A 15961-nucleotide genomic window follows, 5' to 3' on the forward strand; every position below is an offset into this window, starting at 1 on the left:
CCCCAGGATGACCAAACAGGATCACAGCTTTCACCCCTCCGCCCTGCCCGATCTGGCCGGGCTGAAGGCCCGTTTCGCCCCTTTGTTCGACCGCATCCGCGAGGGCGCCAACCGGCGTGAGCGCGAGCGGATCCTGCCGTTCGAGGAAATCGCCTGGCTGAAAGAGGCCGGCTTCACCGCTTTGCGGGTGCCGGTGGAATTCGGCGGCTCGGGTGCCAGTCTTGAGCAGTTCTTTGATCTGCTGATCGACCTCGCTGCCGCCGATACCAATATCGTCCAGGCGCTGCGTGGCCATTTCGCGCTGGTCGAAGACCGGCTGGTCGCGCCACGCGCGCAAGGCGAGGTCTGGCTGCGGCGCTTTGGCAAGGGTGAGATCGCCGGCAATGCCTGGTCCGAAGTGGGCAAGGTCAAGCTGGGCGATACCGGAACCAGAGTGACGCCGGAAGGCGAGGGCTACCGCGTCGATGGCGAGAAATACTACTCGACCGGCACGATTTTCGCCGACTGGATCGACACTTACGCGGTGCGTTCCGACACGGGTGCGCCGGTCGTCGCCATTCTGCGCGCCGACCAGCCGCAGATCGACCGGCTGGATGACTGGACGGGCTTTGGCCAGAAGCTGACCGGCACGGGCACCACGACTTTCAGGGGCGCGAAACTGGATGCCGAGGGGCTGGTGCCGTTCGAGACCCGCTTCCGCTATCAGACCGCCTATTACCAGCTGGTGCTGGATGCGGTGCTGTCGGGTGCGGCGCTTGCGGCGGTGCGCGATGTGGCCGAGAAGGTCGCCGCGCGCAAACGCGCTTTCTCGCATGGCTCGGGCACGGTGGTACGCCAGGACCCGCAGGTGCTGCAGGTGGTCGGCCGCGCCCGCGCTTTTGCCTTCGCCGCCCGCGCCGCCACCATTGAGGCTGCCCGCGCCGCTGACCGCGCCTATGAGACCTCGCAATCAGGGGATAAGGCGGCAGACGATGCCGCCAATATCGCGGCAGAGCTGGCCTCGGCCGAGGCTCAGGTTGCGGCGGCGGATCTGGCTTTGCGCGCGACCAGCGATCTCTTCAACGCGCTGAGCGCTTCGGCCGCGGACAGCGCGCTCGGGCTGGACCGCTACTGGCGCAATGCCCGCACGGCGGCAAACCATAACCCGCTGATTTATAAGGAACGGATCCTTGGCGATCACGCGGTCAATGGCACCGGGCCGATTTATGTCTGGCAGATAGGTGCGGTTGAAATGTGAAACCACCGAAATAACGTCCATCGGCTGTCACACCCGCATCCTTAACCCATTAATTCATATGGGATTCAAAACTCCAGGATCCATGGCGATTTTCCGAAATGACCATCGAAAAATATGCCTGAACCGGCAGAAAATGCCGCAGACATAGAAAAAGGCCGCCCAAAGGGCGGCCTTTCTGATTGAACGAGGAACGGAGGTAGACCTCAGCTGCGAACGGGCAGGGGGATCAGCCGACCATTTCCGCAATGTGATCGTGGAGGACATCCCAAAGTGGCACCTTCAAGGTAGAGGCCTGAGCTTCGCGGAGAAGGTTGCCGAACACGCGACGCTCCGGCCATTTGTCCGGGCCTCGCGGGACGGCCGCCCGCGCTTCCAGGATTCTGAGAGCCTGGCACAGCCGTCGATCCCCCTGCGACACAAACCGCCATCCGCATTGCGTGGCGGTCTCGCGTTCCGTGCCGGTCAGGTCTTCGAAAGCATCATGCGGCTCGAATGCCAGGGCGGTGCCGAGAAGTTCCGCCGACCGGATGGCCCTTGCGCTTGATCAGATTTCTTCCTCCTGCGGCCACCATTCGGTCGCTCCGGTTTGGCCTTTCCGGAGCAATCCGGGTAGCGGACGCATCCCGGAAACGACCCATAGCGCCCCTTTCGGGGGACCAGCCAGCCATCACCACAAACTGGGCAGGATTGGAAGGTCGCCTCGCAAGAGCCGCATCCATGGTTTTCATCTGCCGTTCGCTGAGGCAGCCCGGTCTCGCAATCCGGGCAGGCCGGCAGCATGTTGCCGCAGTGCCGGTCATGCTGGCAGTGATACCAGACACGCCCGGCCTGAGATTGGACTGGGACGAGCTGGCCACCGCATTTGCTGCATGGGGGCAGGGCGGTGGTGCCGGCCAATGAATCCTGCAGCCCGTATTCCGGGTCGGCAAGGAGCTCGCTCACGAAGGTGGATGGCCGCGATCTGGACGCCATGATGGTCAGGGTCGATCGGGCCCGCGTCATCGCCACATACATAACCCGACGCTCCTCCGCATTCTCGAACGGCTCCGCCTCCGGCGAGACCAGGCTCAGGAGCGGGTCATCCGTAATCTCTGACGGGAAGCCGACCCGGCCCGCATCCGCGCCAAGCAGCACCACATGATCCGCCTCCAGACCCTTCGAGGCATGGATGGTCTTGTAGCCAATGTGAGGTGCGGGAAGGCGCGCTGGAGATCCCGCAGGCCCGGATCGACATGGCGATAGCGGCCCAGCAGCAGGACGCTGGTCTTGCGATCCATCGGCGAGGGCAGGGCGGCGAGGCCCCTCAAGACATTCCGCAGCGGTGCATCACCCTCATCTCGCCTGGTCCAGACCATCCGGATCGCCGGGTCCGACGCAATGCCGGCCGGAACCACCTTCTTGGTGATCTGGGCCGGATTCTGCAGCACGAAGTGCCGCGCTGTCAGGGCGATCCGGTCGACGGAGCGGAAGGTTCGGCCCAGATCCACCGTGCGATGGACCGCGGTCTCATTGGCAAAGGCACCCCCGAACATCTTGCCGAAGTTGCGCATGATATGGATGTCGGTCCCGGCGAAGCGGTAGATTGACTGCCAGTCGTCACCAACTGCGAAGATGCGCGCATCAGCATGCTGCGCCTTGAGGGCCCGGATCAGTCGGGCGCGACCCTGTGAGATATCCTGGAACTCGTCGACCAGGATATGGCGGAACGTGCTCTCGAAGCGCCGCTCCTCCACGTAGGTGGCGGCCCGCAGGACCATACCACCGTAGAAGCCGAGTAGAGACCAAAATGCACTGCGTCAAACTGCTGGGCCAGCGCCTGTCAGCCAGGGACTTCGACCGTCAGGTGCAGAGTTCCAAGTCCGCGTAGCCGTCCTGAACGGCTTCACCGCACTTGGCACACCTATCACAGAGGTCGCAGGATAGGTCTGTCGGCGGAAGGGGGCAGTCCGGTCAGCAGCCGATTTGTGCAACAGAGCCTCGTTCTGGGTGTATCGATTGCCGTCTGGTATACGTCGGCGCCACGCAGAACGTGAACCCGGCACAGCGCCATTGTGGGTGGCCGCTCAGACTGCCCCTAAAAGACGGGAACGAGGACTTGTTCAAATTCAGGGTCGATTGGGGACTGAAGCCTTCTCATCTATCCTGCCCCTGAATGGCAGATCGAATATAAACGTGGCGCCCGCCAGCGGATCGACCGATATTTCCGCCTCACTCATTCCATATCGAGCCGTGGTGACAAGCATCTGAGTTGCGTTTTCGCCCACGAAAGCCGGACATGTTACATTCGCAACCGGCAGCTCGAACTGACCTATGCGCTGACCATCCGGGTTGAAGCCTGCGACCCGGCCCGCGCCCCAAAGCGCGACCCAGACATTGCCAATGGCATCGGTCACAGCACCATCCGGTGGCCCTTCCAAATCTGAGACGAAAAGCCTGGGCGAACCGACCGGCAAGCCCGTTTGCGGATCGGTGCTGACCTGCATAATTTTGCCACTCGGCGTATCGGTGAACCAGGCGTTGTGGCCATCGGGCGAAAAGCACACCGCATTCGGGATGGTTACACCGGCCCAGAGCAGCCGGATTTCGCCGTTCAGGTAATGATACCAGCCGCCTGCCTGAGGTTCTGATCCCCAGCCCATCGTGCCAATCCAGAGCGCACCAGAGGGATGAACGCGCGCATCATTGGATCTGGTCCCCGGATCATCCGCCTCCAGCGGCAGATGTAAGCTGAGGGCGCCGGTTGCAGGGTCACGGAAATACAGCCCGTCTTGGGCGACCAGAAGCTGTCGCCCATCGGGCGTGACTGCCATAGCGCTGGCGGCGAAGGGCAGATCGATGCAAAGCGTTGCGTCGCGCCTCATCTGATGCAGGAACATCTTGCGCGCGGGAATATCGAACCACCAGGCGGTGTCGCTGGCCGGATCATAGCCCGGACCTTCGCCCAATTCAGCTCGGTGAGACCCAAGGACGCGCATCAGATCTGCATCGCCTGGTCATAAGCGGCAACCAGCGCGCGGGCCTTTGCACGCACATCCCCGACGCTGTCGCCGGGCCGGTAAACGGCGGTGCCCATGCCGAAGGTCGCCACCCCCGCCTTGATGTAATCGCCCATGTTCCCGGGTGTTACCCCGCCCACGGCCCCAACAATCGTGCCTTTCGGCAACACGGCCATCAGTGCCGAGATCCCGCCTGGCCCCATCAACGATGCCGGGAAGAACTTCAGCCCGGCGGCGCCTGCGTCCAATGCATCGAAAGCTTCGGTCGGGGTCAGGACGCCGGGCATGGTTACCATGCCGCGCGCCACCGCATGCGCGATCACGGCGGGGCGCATATTGGGGCTGACCATCAGTCGCCCGCCCTGATCGGCCACCTGATCGACATGGGCGACCGACAGCATGGTGCCGCCGCCGATCAGGACATCCTGCCCGTGCCGCCGCACCATCGCGCCTATGGTTGTCAGCGGATCAGGCGAGTTCAGCGGCACCTCAAGCGCCTCGAACCCTGCCTCGATCAGCACGTCCGAGACGGCCTCGGCCTCGGTCGGGGTGATGCCGCGCAGGATGGCGACAAGACCGCGCTTCAGTTCGGGCCAGCGGGTTGATTGGGTCATGACAAGCTCCAGATTGCTTGCGCTGCGGCCAGAAGGCCTGCGCGGGTGGCAGTTTCGGCATCTGCCAGACGCGGGGTCAGCCCGGCCTGCTGCAACGCGGCCAGATAAAGCGCGCCCAGACCCTGTTGCCCCAGCAGCGTCATGCCATCGGCACCGACTTGCGGCGCCATGCGGCCAATCTCGGTGCCGATCACCAGACCGGAGAGGCGGGCGCGCGCCGCCTCGGGCGTGGCATAGCCCAGCAGGCCGCTGGCGCGGACCGGGAACAGCGCCTCGGTCAGCAGGCCGGGATCGGCGAGTGCCTGATCGACCGCCTGCACGAAGGCAGGATCATCGGGCGAAGGGTTGCCGCTCTCGGGCAGGCCAAGCCGCAGGATGCTGTGTTTCGACAGAAGCTCATACAGCTCTCCGGTCAGGAAACTGCGGAAATCGGTGACCGCGCCCGCCTCCAGCCGCGCCCATTTGCAATGGGTGCCGGGCATGCAGACCAGGCCCTGATGCCCCATCAGCGCCAGACCCAAGAGCTGCGTCTCCTCGCCGCGCATCACATCGGGGCGGGCGGGGTCGCGGGCGGCAAGGCCGGGCAGGATGCGGATATCGCGCATGCCCGCCTGTTCGGGGGGCAGGCGCAGCGCCTGCGCCGCCAGCACCGAAACCGGGGCGGGCAGATCGGCATAGGGCGCCTCGGCCCAGGCACGCCGCGCACCGGCCATACCGCAGATCAGCACCGGCCAATCGGATGGCGCCGACGCAGCCGCCAAATGCGCGGCCAGAACCGGCGCGAAACCGGCGGTGACGCAATGGGCCATACCTTCGGGGCCACGGGATTCACCCAGAACCGCGCCATCCGCCGCCATGACCCAGAGGCGAAAGCTGGATGTGCCCCAGTCAACCGCGACAAACCCGCTCATGCGTGTTGCCGGACGCTGAGGCCGCCATCCACCGTCAGGCAGGTCGCAGTCATAAAGGGGCATTCGTCCGAGATCATGAAGACCGCCGCCCGGGCAATCTCGGCCGGGGTGGCGATGCGGCCCTGGGGATGCAGCGCCATCGTCTCGGCCCGTGCTGCCGCAGGATCGGCATGGCCCGCCCACCAGTCCAGCACCTTTTGCGTGGCGACATAGCCAGGGGCCAGCGCGTTCACCCGTATTCCTTGCCCGGCATATTCCAACGCGAGCGATTTCGTAAGGCCAAGCAGCGCGTGTTTCACCACCGGGTAGGGGAAGGTTTCGGGGATGATGGTAAAGGCATGCGTTGAGGCGATGTTCAGGATCACCCCATGATTGCGGGCGATCATCCCGGGCAGCACGGCGCGGGCGCAAGACCATGCGCCCTCAAGGTTGATCGCAAAGGCGCGGCGCCATTCGCTGTCGGATGTCTCCAGCGGTTTGTGGAAGACATTCACCCCGGCATTGTTCACCAGCCCGTCAGGGCTCTGGCCCGACTGGGCCACCAGATCGGCAAAGACCGCTGCCACCCGGGCCGGATCTGCGATATCGGCCTGCGCCGAATAGATCTGCCCGCCTGGACTGGCCTGTAGTTCAGCCACAGCCGTTGCCAGCAGACCGCCGTCCAGATCAATCAGGAACAGATCCGCGCCCTCGGCCCGGAAATCCTCGGCAATCGCCCGGCCGATGCCCTGCGCCGCCCCCGTCACAGCGATAAAACGCCCGCTCAGCCTGCCCATCTTTACCACTCCGCGACCGAGCCATCCTCGTGCCGCCAGACCGGATTGCGCCAGCGATGGCCGGTTCTGGCGGCCTCGATCACGGCCTCCTCATTCACCTCGACGCCCAGCCCCACGCCCTGCGGGATGGCGACCATGCCATCGGCATAGGCAAAGACATTCGGATCGACCAGATAATCCAGAAGATCGCGCCCCGGCCCGTTGTAATGGATGCCAAGCGACTGTTCCTGAATAAAGGCATTGTGGCTGACAGCATCAACCTGCAGACAGGCCGCCAGTGCAATCGGCCCCAGCGGGCAATGCGGAGCAAGGGCCACATCATAAGCCTCGGCCATGGCGGCAATCTTGCGGCATTCGGTAATGCCGCCCGCATGGGACAGATCGGGCTGGATGATGTCGACCACCCGGCTCTCCAGCACCTGCCGGAAATCCCAGCGGGAATAGAGCCGCTCGCCAAGCGCGATGGGGGTCGAGGAGCCCTTGGCGACCTCGCCGATGGCATCAATATGTTCCGACAAAAGCGGCTCTTCGATGAACATCAGACGGAACTGTTCCAGCTCACGGATCAGCACCTTTGCCATCGGGCGATGCACCCGGCCGTGGAAATCGACGCCAAGCCCGATATAGGGCCCGACCGCATCGCGCACCGTGGCCAGCGTTTCGACCACCGCATCAATCTTGGCGTGGCTGTCGACGATCTGCAATTCCTCGGTGCCGTTCATCTTCAGCGCCCGGAAGCCACGCGCAACTGCGGCCTTTGCCGCCTCGGCCACGTCCGAGGGGCGGTCACCGCCGACCCAGCTATAGACCTTGATCCTGTCGCGGCAGGGACCGCCCAGCAGTTGATGCACAGGCTGGCCGTAAGCGCGGCCCTTGATGTCCCACAGGGCCTGATCGACGCCGGCGATCGCGCTCATCAGGATCGGGCCGCCGCGGTAGAAACCGGCACGGTGCATGACCTGCCAGTGATCCTCGATCCGCAGGGGATCCTGCCCGATCAGGTAATCGGCCAGCTCCTGCACCGCCGCCTCGACGGTATGGGCGCGGCCCTCGACAACAGGCTCACCCCAGCCCGAGATGCCCTCGTCGGTCTCGATCTTCAGGAAACACCAGCGCGGCGGTACGATAAATGTTTTAAGGGCGGTGATCTTCACGACAGGGCTCCGACAGCAGCGGGGGAGAGGGTGATGCCACCGGCAAGGCGTTCGCCGGGGGCAAGAGGGTGCAGACCGCCAGGCTCGGGCTGCGACAGTGCATCGGGGAGATGACTCATCGGCTCGAACGCGAAACAGGTGGCATCCTGTGGCTGGTAAAGCTGATAACAGCTGAACAGGGGGTCGGCGGTCAGCGTCAGCGAGCGGTCGGGCCAATCAAGCCGCGCGTGGCCGGACCAGCCGTCGAAGGCATTGTTGATCCATCGCAGTGGCAGCGGCGACGGGGCGGTGAAATCCAGATCGGCGGGCATGGCGGTCTGACCCATTGGCAGATGGTCCGGGCCCTCGGCCCAGAAGCCTTCTGCGGGCGCGGTCAGCTTTGCCCCGGGCGGGAAGAACGGATGCCAGCCGAGACCGAAGGGCAGGACCGCCGTGCCGGTGTTCCTGATCGAGAGGGTGATCCGCAGCGCATCCGGCATCAGGGTGAACGTTTGTTCCGCGATGTAGCGGTGCGGCAGGTCGGGTCCGTCATAGGTGTGGGTCAGCCGGGCAAAGCCCTGATCCGCCTCGGCCAGTGTCCATTCCGCCAGCCAGCCCGAGCCGTGAAGATGCAGCGGTTCGGGGGGCGCATTTGGGATTACCTCATAGTTCCGGCCCGCATAGGCGAAGCGGTTGCCCCGGATACGGTTTCCCAGCGGCAGCAGCGGGAAGCAGGCACTATCCCCCGGCGCGGCACCGTCCGGGCCAGGTCGCAGCAGCGCCCGCCCGCCGAGACGGAAGTCAAGGATAGCTCCGCCCCGGCCCGACAGCCGCAGCGACAGATCGCCTGCCTCCAGCGTGATGATCCCCGCCATGGCGCCCGGACCTTCAGCGACGGATGCCGCTGGAGGTGCGCAGATTGTCGAGGAGCACCGCAAAGAGCAGGATCACGCCCCGCACGACGTATTGGTAGAAGGCCTGAATGTTCAGCAGGTTCATCACGTTTTCAGCGATGCCAAGGATCATTACGCCGACCATAACGCCGGTCATCGTGGCCCGCCCCCCGGCCAGAGACACCCCTCCCAGCACGCAGGCCGAGATCGCCGAGAGTTCCAGCCCGGTCGCCGCATTCGGCTGCCCCGAGGTGATCCGCGATGCCAACAGCACCCCCGCGATCGCGGCCATCACACCCTGGATCGCAAAGATGGTGACCCGCGTCCGGACCACCTTGACGCCCGCCAGCCGCGCGGCATCCGGGTTGCCGCCGATGGCCAGCGTGTTACGGCCAAAGACGGTGCGGTTCAGCACGATCCCGAAGACCAGGAAGGCCACCGCCAGCACGATGATCGGGGTCGGGATACCGAAGACATTCGACAGCGCTATATTGTAGAAGGCCGGCTCTTTCACTCCCACCGCGCGCCCGTCCGAGATGATCAGGCCGAAGCCGCGCACCAGTTGCATCGTGGCCAGCGTGGTGATCAGCGCGTTGATGCCGATCTTGGCGATGATGATGCCATTCACCATGCCCACGGCAGCACCCGCCGCGATCGCCCCCAGAATGCCCAAAGGAATGGACCCGGTGGCATTCGTGACCATCACCGCCATCATGCCGGTAAAGGCCACGGTCGAGCCGACCGAAAGGTCGAAATCCCGCGTTGCAAGGCACAGCATCATCGAACAGGCCACCAGCCCGACCGTCACCACGGCCTGCAACAGTCCGATCACATTGCGGGTCGACAGGAAGTTCGGCACGAAGACCGAGACCAGCACCAGCGCAATGGCGAAGATCACCAAAAGCCCTTGCTCGCCCAGCAGAAGTTTCTTCAGCGTCGATGTCATTTTAAGGGTCTCCGTGCCTTCAGGCGGCGGTGGAATGGTTTTGCCCGTCGGGCAGGGCGGCGGCCAGAAGGGCCTGCTCGCTAAAGGTATCGCGGGTGAATTCGGCGCTGATCCGGTGCTGGCACATCACCAGAACGCGGTCACAGATGCCCATCACCTCGGGCAGCTCGGAAGAGACGACAAGGATCGTCATCCCCTGCTCGGCCAGCTTGTAAAGCAGGTCGTAAATCTCGGATTTGGCGCCGACATCGATGCCCCGGGTCGGCTCATCCACGATCAGGACGCGCAGGCCCGCTTCGGCCAGCCAACGGCCAAGGATCACCTTTTGCTGGTTGCCGCCCGACAGGTTGGCGATGTCCTGAAAGCGCGAGGGCGTGCGGACGCGCAGCTGCCTGATCTGTTCCTCGGCCACCTCGGCCTCGCGCCCGGGGCGCAGAAAGCCGCCCTTCGACCACAACCGGCGGGCGGAAATGGTGATATTTTCCTCGACCGAGCGGCCGTTGAGAATACCGTCATGCTTGCGGTCTTCGGAACAATAGGCGATCCCGCGCCGGATGGATTGGCGCGGATCAGTGGCGGTATAGCTGTCTCCTTCCAGCATCACGCGGCCTGTCCGGGCAGGATCTGCGCCGTAGATCAGCCGCATCAGCTCGGACCGGCCCGCGCCGATCAGGCCAAAGAAGCCGAGGATCTCGCCCTTTCTTGCGGTGAAGCTGCCCGGGATCGACAGTTTAGCCCCTGCCAGCCCGTCAACCACCAGCCGCTCCTCGCCCAAGGGGCGCGCGCGCCAGTTCCAGATATCCGAAATCTCACGCCCGACCATCTCGGACACGATCTGCGCCCGCGTCACGCCCTCAAGGCTGTCGTGATGCGCGGCCAGCCTGCCATCGCGCAGCACGGTCATGGAATCGCACAGCTGGAAAATCTCATCCATCCGGTGCGAGACGTAAAGGATCACCGTTCCTTGCGCCTTCAGCCGGGCGATCATGCGAAACAGCACCTCGCTCTCGCGCGAGGACAGCGAGGAGGTGGGTTCATCCAGTGCGATCACCCGCGCCTTGACCATGGCGGCCTTGGCCACCTCGACCATCTGGCGGGCGCCAAGCGGCAAGGCCGAAACCCGGGCCCCGGCATCGACATTAATGCCGTAATCATCCAGCACCGCCTGCACATCGGCGATCATCCGGCGGCGCGACACAAAGCCGGCGCGCGACGGAAACCGGCCAAGGCACAGATTCTCCGCCACCGTCAGGTCGGGCACCAGCTGCAATTCCTGATGCACCACCATGACGCCATTGTCTGACGCATCGCGGACCGAGGCGAATTTCTGTTCCGCCCCGTCAATCAGGATCGCACCGGCATTTGCCTGCTGGTCGCCCGAAAGGATACGGATCAGCGTGGATTTGCCCGCGCCATTCTCACCCATCAGACCGTGGACGGCACCCCGACGCACGCCGAAGCTGACATCCTCCAGCGCCTTGACGCCCGGATAGGTCTTGGTGATGCCGCGATATTCAAAGAAATAGCTCATGGTTCCGCCCAAGGCTGATGCGGGGAAAGGATGGGGGCGGCCTCCCCCAGAGGCCGACCCCCGCAGGGCGTCAGTTGACGCCCAGATCGGCAAGCACTTGCTTGTAGTCGTCACGCCTGGCCAGCGCGCCCGACGTCAGGGTCAGTTTTGCCGGCTCGACGCCGTTGGTGACCCACTCATACATGTTCATCGCGGTTTCATAGCCGTGGCGCTTGGGTGAGATGACCACGGTGCCAAAGAAGCCGGTCGCATCGGGCTTTTCAAACTCGTTGATCGCGGAAGCCGCGCCACCGATGCCTACACCGATCACGTCAGTCGCCTTGATGCCAACGCTTTCCGCCGCGCGCACTGCGCCCAGAACCGCCTCATCGTTCAGGCCGAAGGCAATCCAGTACTTCACTTGGGGGTTCTGGTTCAGCACCACGGTGGCCGCGTTCAGCGCCGCTTCGGTGTCGGTGCGAGTCTGCGGTGCGTCAAAGATATTGGCCTCGGGGAAGCCGGCAGCCAGCAGCGCATCCACCGCGCCGCCGGTGCGGTCCACAGCGGTCGGCAGCTGATCATACGAGATTTTCAGTGCGCCAACCTCGGCCGGGTTCCAGCCGCGGGCCTTGATCTCCGCCGACAGCGCCTCGCCCACAGTTTCACCGATTTTGCGGGCCGAAATGCCCATATGCACAACGCTTTCGATTTCCGCGCCCGACGCATCGACCAGACGGTCGTCGACTGTCATCAGTTTCAGACCGGCGGCTTCGGCGCGTGCGACGATGGCCGGCCCGAGGTTCACATCCGGGGCGCAGACGATAAAGCCCTTTGCACCCTGTGCGGCCAGATTGTCGATGGCTGCCATTAGCTGTTCGCCATCCGTGGCACCGATCTTGACAACCTCAAAGCCTTTCTCGGCCCCGGCCTGATCCGCGAATTTCCATTCGTCCTGGAACCACGGCTCTTCGGGCTGCTTGACGATGAACCCGATCTTAACATCTTCGGCCATCGCAGATGTCGCAAAGCCAGCAACAGTGCTCAGGCCCAGGCCAGCGGCCAGGGCAAAGGAATTCAGGATACGCATGAGTCCTCCCACGGATCATTGTCTATGTGACTCGTGCAGGCTAACATAAATATCAGTGCAGTCAATTCTGTGGTATGATAATTAAATTCTCTGGATATACATCAGATAATCGTGTTTCCTTGCCGTGACTTAAAGCGCACGCGGGCGCCATGTGCCGCAAGAATGAACGGAAAGCGAATGCAGGCCAGCCCCAAACGCCCCCGAGTGCGAAGCGACATTCAGGCTGACCTGGCGAAGATGATCGCATCAGGTAAGGTTTTGCCGGGCCAGAACCTCCCCTCAGAGGCGGAGTTGTCGTTGCAGTTAGGCGTGTCGCGCACAGTGGTTCGCGAGGCGATCAAAGGTCTCGAGGCAAAGTATCTGGTGCGTTCCCGCCCGCGCGTGGGGACAGTGGTGCTGCCGAGAGAAGACTGGGCGCTGTTGGACGCCGAGGTGTTGGAATGGATCGCGGACTACCTGGATGTTGCCCAGTTCGGTGATGCAGTGCTGGAGGCACGTCGCGCGATTGAACCCGCCGCAGCCGAACTGGCCTGCCTGCGCGCCAGCCTCGCCGATCTGGCAGAAATCGAGAAGGCGCTCAATGCGATGGCCGAAGCTGGCGGTGACGCTGAAGCGTTCACCCGTGCAGATCTGGCTTTCCACGAGGCCTTACTGAGGGCAAGCCACAACCCGGTCTTCCTTCAGTTTATCCATTCGATCCGGGCCGGGCTGAATCTGATGTTGCTGGCCTCGAACAAATCCGTGGATGATTATTCCCGCACTGTGGAATCGCACCGCGCATTGCTGGATGCGCTGGTGGTGCGCAACGGGGCGCTTGCCCGTGCGGCAAGCCTGACCCTGCTGCAGCACGCAACGGATGATCTCAAAAGGCTGCGGGACTGAACTGCGGTAATCGTTAGTCCGCAGCCTTACGGGTTTACGCCCCCTTTGTGCAGGATAAACTTACCATACCTCACGAGAGGGCAAAGTTTATCTTGCCGCGCCCTTCTTTAACCTGGCGGAGCGGTGGGTTGTGGAGGAGATAAGGGATTAGCTTCTGCACATGGAGGTTGATGTTTTCTCGCCATTTCATGACGTCGGTGTCGGAGCCGGTGATTTCGTCGCGAAAGCCGATCTGGCAGGCCTTGATGAATGCTCCGTGGTCTTGGCGGTTCTGAATGGCGGCGATGCCGGAACCATCTTCGAGATTGGCTATACCGTTGCGAAGGGCATCCCGGTTATCGCACTGGCACAAAACACAAGGGCAGAGGACCTCAAGATGCCGGTTGGAACCGGCTGTAGAATATATGAAGATCTTGTCACCGCTATTTACCAAACTGTCTGGGCCGAGCCATGAGAGCCCTGTTGCTGTCCGGCGGGATGGACTCGATCGCGGTCGCATTCTGGCAACGACCCGAGGTCGCAATCACCATAGATTATGGGCAAAAGGCTGCAGAGGCCGAACTGCTCGCCGCTGCCGAGGTGGCTAAAGAGCTGAACATGAGGCACGAGATCGTAAGGATCGATTGCCGCCCCATTGGCTCGGGCGATATGGCCGGGAATGACGCTCTGGCAATCGCACCAGTTCCGGAGTGGTGGCCCTTCCGAAATCAGATCCTTATTACCTTTGCGGCCGCGCGCGGAGTTGGCTGAGGCCGTTCATCACTTCATAGCGCTGACTGATCGTCCTGGACCACTTGTCGATCCGCCTGCCGTATTCCCAGGGAACAGGGAAGTCGGTCAGCAGCGTTTCCCACGCCGCTTTGTCTGGGCTGCCATCAGGTTTCAGCTTTGGCAGAAACCCCTGTTTGCGGGCCATCAGCGACCGTTTGTGCAGTTGAAAGCGCTCTTCGATGGCAACTTTTGTTTTCTTCGGATCCTGAAACTGGACATGTAAGATGGGGAACAACTTGGTGGACATAGGGACATTCCAGACATGGGGCGGCCGTCGGTCGGGTAATCCGTCCGCGGAAGCAGGATGATTTGAAGGCGTTCAGGAGCCAGCGGCGATCACTCCAGGCGACATTTCGTGTCGCGGCGCCGCTCTTACCGAACCAGAGCCAAGCTGATGCCTATGCCTATGCCTGCCATAGCCGGGCAGGGCGCTCTTGCCGCAGTGAAACCTGTCGATAGCGTGACCAACCACTGCTTTTTGAGATACTTGCCGACTTACATCCGCAAACCGCCACGGCCTAGTATACTTGGGTTGCGGAGGAGGAGATCCGGTGCCTCAGCGCCAGTGCCGACGAATGGCCATTTCGTGTGTATTCATATCGGTCACCTCTGCAGGCCTTGCCCGGAGGAACATTGTCCTCGCTGAGACAGGGCTATTTCGTTGCCGGCAAGGCGCCGCGAACAACGACCTGACCGGAATATGCATGATCATTTGCGGAGGTTTGTGTGGCCGTCAACGCCAGGGAGATGATCTGCGGGTGGACACTTGCGGTAGAGCGCGAGCGTTGCGAAGACACCTTAGGTTATTGTTTACAAACAAATAAGTTGGGATCCGAAAATCGGATGGACATTATATGCGTGTAGAATGGTCAAGAAGGGGGCCATAATGGACAATATCTGAGTGGATTCTCAATCATGAAAGCTGAGCGCACAGGCATAATCTTATAAGCAGGATTATGTAAAAATCCGCCCGCCACGAATGGCGGGCGGTCCGACAGATTTCGGTTCCGCGTGCCGCCCGGGCTGACTAGAGTGCAGCGGCTGATTTCTGACATCCGGAGCCCGAGATGACCTATTGCCCAGCCGCCGACCGCTATGACAATGACCGCGGGAAATACCGCTATACCGGCAAAAGCGGGTTGCAACTGCCGGCGCTTTCGCTGGGGCTCTGGCATAATTTCGGCGATACCACGCCGCTCGAGACGCAGCGCGAGATCGTCTTTCGCGCCTTTGATCATGGCATCACCCATTTCGATCTGGCGAATAATTACGGGCCTCCCTATGGCTCGGCCGAGGTGAATTTCGGCCGTATCCTGCGCGAGGATCTTGCAGCGCATCGCGATGAGCTGATCATCTCGACCAAGGCCGGCTGGGACATGTGGCCCGGCCCTTACGGCCAGGGCGGCGGCTCGCGCAAATATATGCTGGCCAGCCTTGATCAAAGCCTGAAACGGCTGGGCGTCGGGTATGTCGACATCTTCTATTCGCACCGTTTCGACGCGAAAACGCCGCTGGAAGAGACTGCCGATGCGCTGGCTACTGCAGTGAAACAGGGCAAGGCGCTTTATGTTGGCGTCTCGTCCTATTCCGGCGCAAAGACCCGCGAGATTGCGGCGCTGCTGCGCGAGCGTCAGGTGCCGCTTTTGATCAACCAGCCCTCGTATAATCTCTTCAATCGCTGGATCGAGGGCGATCTGCTGGCGGCGGCTGAAGAGACCGGCGCCGGCATCATCGCCTTTACGGCGCTGGCCCAGGGGCTGCTGACGGGCAAATATCTGAACGGCATTCCCGAGGATGCGCGGGTGAACCGTGCCGGTGGCGGCTCGCTGCGCCCCGACCATCTGAGCGAGGAGAACCTCTCCCGCGCCCGGGCGCTGAATGAGATCGCGAAACGGCGCGGGCAAAGCCTCGCGCAGCTTGCGCTGGCCTGGGTGCTGCGTGATCCGCGCGTGACCTCGACCCTGATCGGCGCCTCCACCGCCGCGCAGGTCTCGGAGAATGTCGAAGCATTGAACAATCTGGACTTCAGCGCCGGGGAGCTGGCCGAGATTGACCTCTATGCCGTCGAAGGCGGGGTCAATCTCTGGGACAGGCCCTCGCATGATCAGGCGGTCTGACCCCTGGCGGGCGGGATGAATCAGCCGGCGGCAGAGCGGGGAATATCCTGTTCGCCCTCTGTCGGAGCAGAGAATAAACCGCCCGCAA

Annotated in this window: 17 protein-coding genes and 1 pseudogene; 6 read left to right on the forward strand and 12 right to left on the reverse strand. The window is 62.8% G+C overall.

Translation table 11 applies throughout. The annotated features are described in order from the left end of the window. Positions 1-1237, forward strand: a 1237-nt coding sequence (locus DRF71_RS24000; protein ID WP_198672347.1) for an acyl-CoA dehydrogenase family protein, incomplete at its 5' end; no start/stop codon positions are given. Between the two features lie 462 nt (positions 1238-1699). Here DRF71_RS24000 and DRF71_RS29275 read toward each other — a convergent pair. Continuing rightward, positions 1700-2374 (reverse strand): topoisomerase DNA-binding C4 zinc finger domain-containing protein, encoded by a 675-nt coding sequence (locus DRF71_RS29275; protein ID WP_332872082.1) that lies wholly within the window; start codon positions 2372-2374, stop codon positions 1700-1702. Continuing rightward, the gene (locus DRF71_RS29280) at positions 2305-2994 is read right to left on the reverse strand and encodes a UvrD-helicase domain-containing protein (protein WP_332872083.1); all 690 of its coding nucleotides are present in this window, start codon (positions 2992-2994) and stop codon (positions 2305-2307) included. Before DRF71_RS29280 ends, DRF71_RS29275 begins: the two co-directional genes overlap by 70 nt. On the opposite strand from DRF71_RS29280, the pseudogene DRF71_RS24010 reads away from it, so the two are divergent. Then, positions 2976-3160, forward strand: a pseudogene (locus DRF71_RS24010) (IS5/IS1182 family transposase); the annotation flags it as partial. The gene DRF71_RS29280 and the pseudogene DRF71_RS24010 sit on opposite strands and share 19 nt — an antisense overlap. A gap of 182 nt (positions 3161-3342) precedes the next feature. Here DRF71_RS24010 and DRF71_RS24015 read toward each other — a convergent pair. From DRF71_RS24015 to DRF71_RS24055, 9 genes are all read right to left on the reverse strand, one after another. Continuing rightward, positions 3343-4182 carry an SMP-30/gluconolactonase/LRE family protein gene (locus DRF71_RS24015; RefSeq protein ID WP_232831667.1) on the reverse strand — a complete coding sequence of 280 codons (840 nt, stop codon included), beginning with the start codon at positions 4180-4182 and terminating at the stop codon, positions 3343-3345. A gap of 29 nt (positions 4183-4211) precedes the next feature. Next, on the reverse strand, positions 4212-4847 hold the full coding sequence (locus DRF71_RS24020; protein ID WP_112312998.1) for a 2-dehydro-3-deoxy-6-phosphogalactonate aldolase: 636 nt from the start codon (positions 4845-4847) through the stop codon (positions 4212-4214). After that, complete coding sequence (locus DRF71_RS24025) at positions 4844-5758, reverse strand: 2-dehydro-3-deoxygalactonokinase (RefSeq protein WP_112312999.1); 915 nt, start codon at positions 5756-5758, stop codon at positions 4844-4846. The genes DRF71_RS24020 and DRF71_RS24025 overlap by 4 nt, the downstream gene beginning before the upstream one ends. Continuing rightward, a complete protein-coding gene (locus DRF71_RS24030) occupies positions 5755-6534 on the reverse strand; it encodes an SDR family oxidoreductase (RefSeq protein ID WP_112313000.1) in 780 nt (259 codons plus the stop codon). The genes DRF71_RS24025 and DRF71_RS24030 overlap by 4 nt, the downstream gene beginning before the upstream one ends. A gap of 2 nt (positions 6535-6536) precedes the next feature. After that, positions 6537-7688, reverse strand: a complete 1152-nt coding sequence (gene dgoD / locus DRF71_RS24035) for a galactonate dehydratase (RefSeq protein ID WP_112313001.1) — start codon at positions 7686-7688, stop codon at positions 6537-6539. After that, positions 7685-8542 (reverse strand): aldose 1-epimerase, encoded by an 858-nt coding sequence (locus tag DRF71_RS24040; protein ID WP_112313002.1) that lies wholly within the window; start codon positions 8540-8542, stop codon positions 7685-7687. Before DRF71_RS24040 ends, dgoD begins: the two co-directional genes overlap by 4 nt. Before the next feature lie 13 nt (positions 8543-8555). Further along, on the reverse strand, positions 8556-9506 hold the full coding sequence (gene araH, locus DRF71_RS24045; protein ID WP_112313003.1) for an L-arabinose ABC transporter permease AraH: 951 nt from the start codon (positions 9504-9506) through the stop codon (positions 8556-8558). Positions 9507-9525: 19 nt separating this feature from the next. Then, on the reverse strand, positions 9526-11037 hold the full coding sequence (araG, locus tag DRF71_RS24050; RefSeq protein ID WP_112313004.1) for an L-arabinose ABC transporter ATP-binding protein AraG: 1512 nt from the start codon (positions 11035-11037) through the stop codon (positions 9526-9528). Between the two features lie 70 nt (positions 11038-11107). Further along, positions 11108-12103, reverse strand: coding sequence for an arabinose ABC transporter substrate-binding protein (locus tag DRF71_RS24055; RefSeq protein ID WP_112313005.1), 996 nt, complete (start codon positions 12101-12103; stop codon positions 11108-11110). A 177-nt stretch (positions 12104-12280) separates the two neighbouring features. Here DRF71_RS24055 and DRF71_RS24060 point away from each other — a divergent pair, with 177 nt between their 5' ends. The 3 genes from DRF71_RS24060 to DRF71_RS24070 all read left to right on the forward strand — a co-directional run bounded on the left by DRF71_RS24060 (position 12281) and on the right by DRF71_RS24070 (position 13735). After that, positions 12281-12985: a FadR/GntR family transcriptional regulator gene (locus tag DRF71_RS24060; RefSeq protein WP_198672348.1), complete on the forward strand. Its 705-nt coding sequence runs from the start codon at positions 12281-12283 to the stop codon at positions 12983-12985. 160 nt (positions 12986-13145) lie between these two features. Next, complete coding sequence (locus tag DRF71_RS24065; RefSeq protein WP_112313007.1) at positions 13146-13439, forward strand: nucleoside 2-deoxyribosyltransferase; 294 nt, start codon at positions 13146-13148, stop codon at positions 13437-13439. After that, the gene (locus tag DRF71_RS24070) at positions 13436-13735 is read left to right on the forward strand and encodes a 7-cyano-7-deazaguanine synthase (RefSeq protein ID WP_112313008.1); all 300 of its coding nucleotides are present in this window, start codon (positions 13436-13438) and stop codon (positions 13733-13735) included. The genes DRF71_RS24065 and DRF71_RS24070 overlap by 4 nt, the downstream gene beginning before the upstream one ends. Here DRF71_RS24070 and DRF71_RS24075 read toward each other — a convergent pair. Continuing rightward, positions 13704-14003: a hypothetical protein gene (locus DRF71_RS24075; RefSeq protein WP_112313009.1), complete on the reverse strand. Its 300-nt coding sequence runs from the start codon at positions 14001-14003 to the stop codon at positions 13704-13706. The genes DRF71_RS24070 and DRF71_RS24075 overlap by 32 nt on opposite strands. An 820-nt stretch (positions 14004-14823) precedes the next feature. Here DRF71_RS24075 and mgrA point away from each other — a divergent pair. Next, positions 14824-15873 (forward strand): L-glyceraldehyde 3-phosphate reductase, encoded by a 1050-nt coding sequence (mgrA, locus tag DRF71_RS24080; RefSeq protein ID WP_112313010.1) that lies wholly within the window; start codon positions 14824-14826, stop codon positions 15871-15873. The last annotated feature ends 88 nt before the right edge of the window (positions 15874-15961 follow it).

The organism is Pseudogemmobacter bohemicus (assembly GCF_003290025.1).
Classification (GTDB): Bacteria; Pseudomonadota; Alphaproteobacteria; order Rhodobacterales; family Rhodobacteraceae; genus Pseudogemmobacter; species Pseudogemmobacter bohemicus.

Excerpts from the sequence above, each read along its gene's own strand:
- DRF71_RS24055 (WP_112313005.1), bottom strand. The coding sequence starts at position 12,103 with ATGCGTATCCTGAATTCCTTTGCCCTGGCCGCTGGCCTGGGCCTGAGC.
- DRF71_RS24030 (WP_112313000.1), bottom strand. The coding sequence starts at position 6,534 with ATGGGCAGGCTGAGCGGGCGTTTTATCGCTGTGACGGGGGCGGCGCAG.
- DRF71_RS24065 (WP_112313007.1), top strand. The coding sequence starts at position 13,146 with ATGGAGGTTGATGTTTTCTCGCCATTTCATGACGTCGGTGTCGGAGCC.
- araG (WP_112313004.1), bottom strand. The coding sequence starts at position 11,037 with ATGAGCTATTTCTTTGAATATCGCGGCATCACCAAGACCTATCCGGGC.
- DRF71_RS24070 (WP_112313008.1), top strand. The coding sequence starts at position 13,436 with ATGAGAGCCCTGTTGCTGTCCGGCGGGATGGACTCGATCGCGGTCGCA.
- DRF71_RS24060 (WP_198672348.1), top strand. The coding sequence starts at position 12,281 with ATGCAGGCCAGCCCCAAACGCCCCCGAGTGCGAAGCGACATTCAGGCT.
- mgrA (WP_112313010.1), top strand. The coding sequence starts at position 14,824 with ATGACCTATTGCCCAGCCGCCGACCGCTATGACAATGACCGCGGGAAA.
- DRF71_RS24025 (WP_112312999.1), bottom strand. The coding sequence starts at position 5,758 with ATGAGCGGGTTTGTCGCGGTTGACTGGGGCACATCCAGCTTTCGCCTC.
- araH (WP_112313003.1), bottom strand. The coding sequence starts at position 9,506 with ATGACATCGACGCTGAAGAAACTTCTGCTGGGCGAGCAAGGGCTTTTG.
- DRF71_RS24075 (WP_112313009.1), bottom strand. The coding sequence starts at position 14,003 with ATGTCCACCAAGTTGTTCCCCATCTTACATGTCCAGTTTCAGGATCCG.
- DRF71_RS24020 (WP_112312998.1), bottom strand. The coding sequence starts at position 4,847 with ATGACCCAATCAACCCGCTGGCCCGAACTGAAGCGCGGTCTTGTCGCC.
- DRF71_RS24040 (WP_112313002.1), bottom strand. The coding sequence starts at position 8,542 with ATGGCGGGGATCATCACGCTGGAGGCAGGCGATCTGTCGCTGCGGCTG.
- DRF71_RS29280 (WP_332872083.1), bottom strand. The coding sequence starts at position 2,994 with ATGGTCCTGCGGGCCGCCACCTACGTGGAGGAGCGGCGCTTCGAGAGC.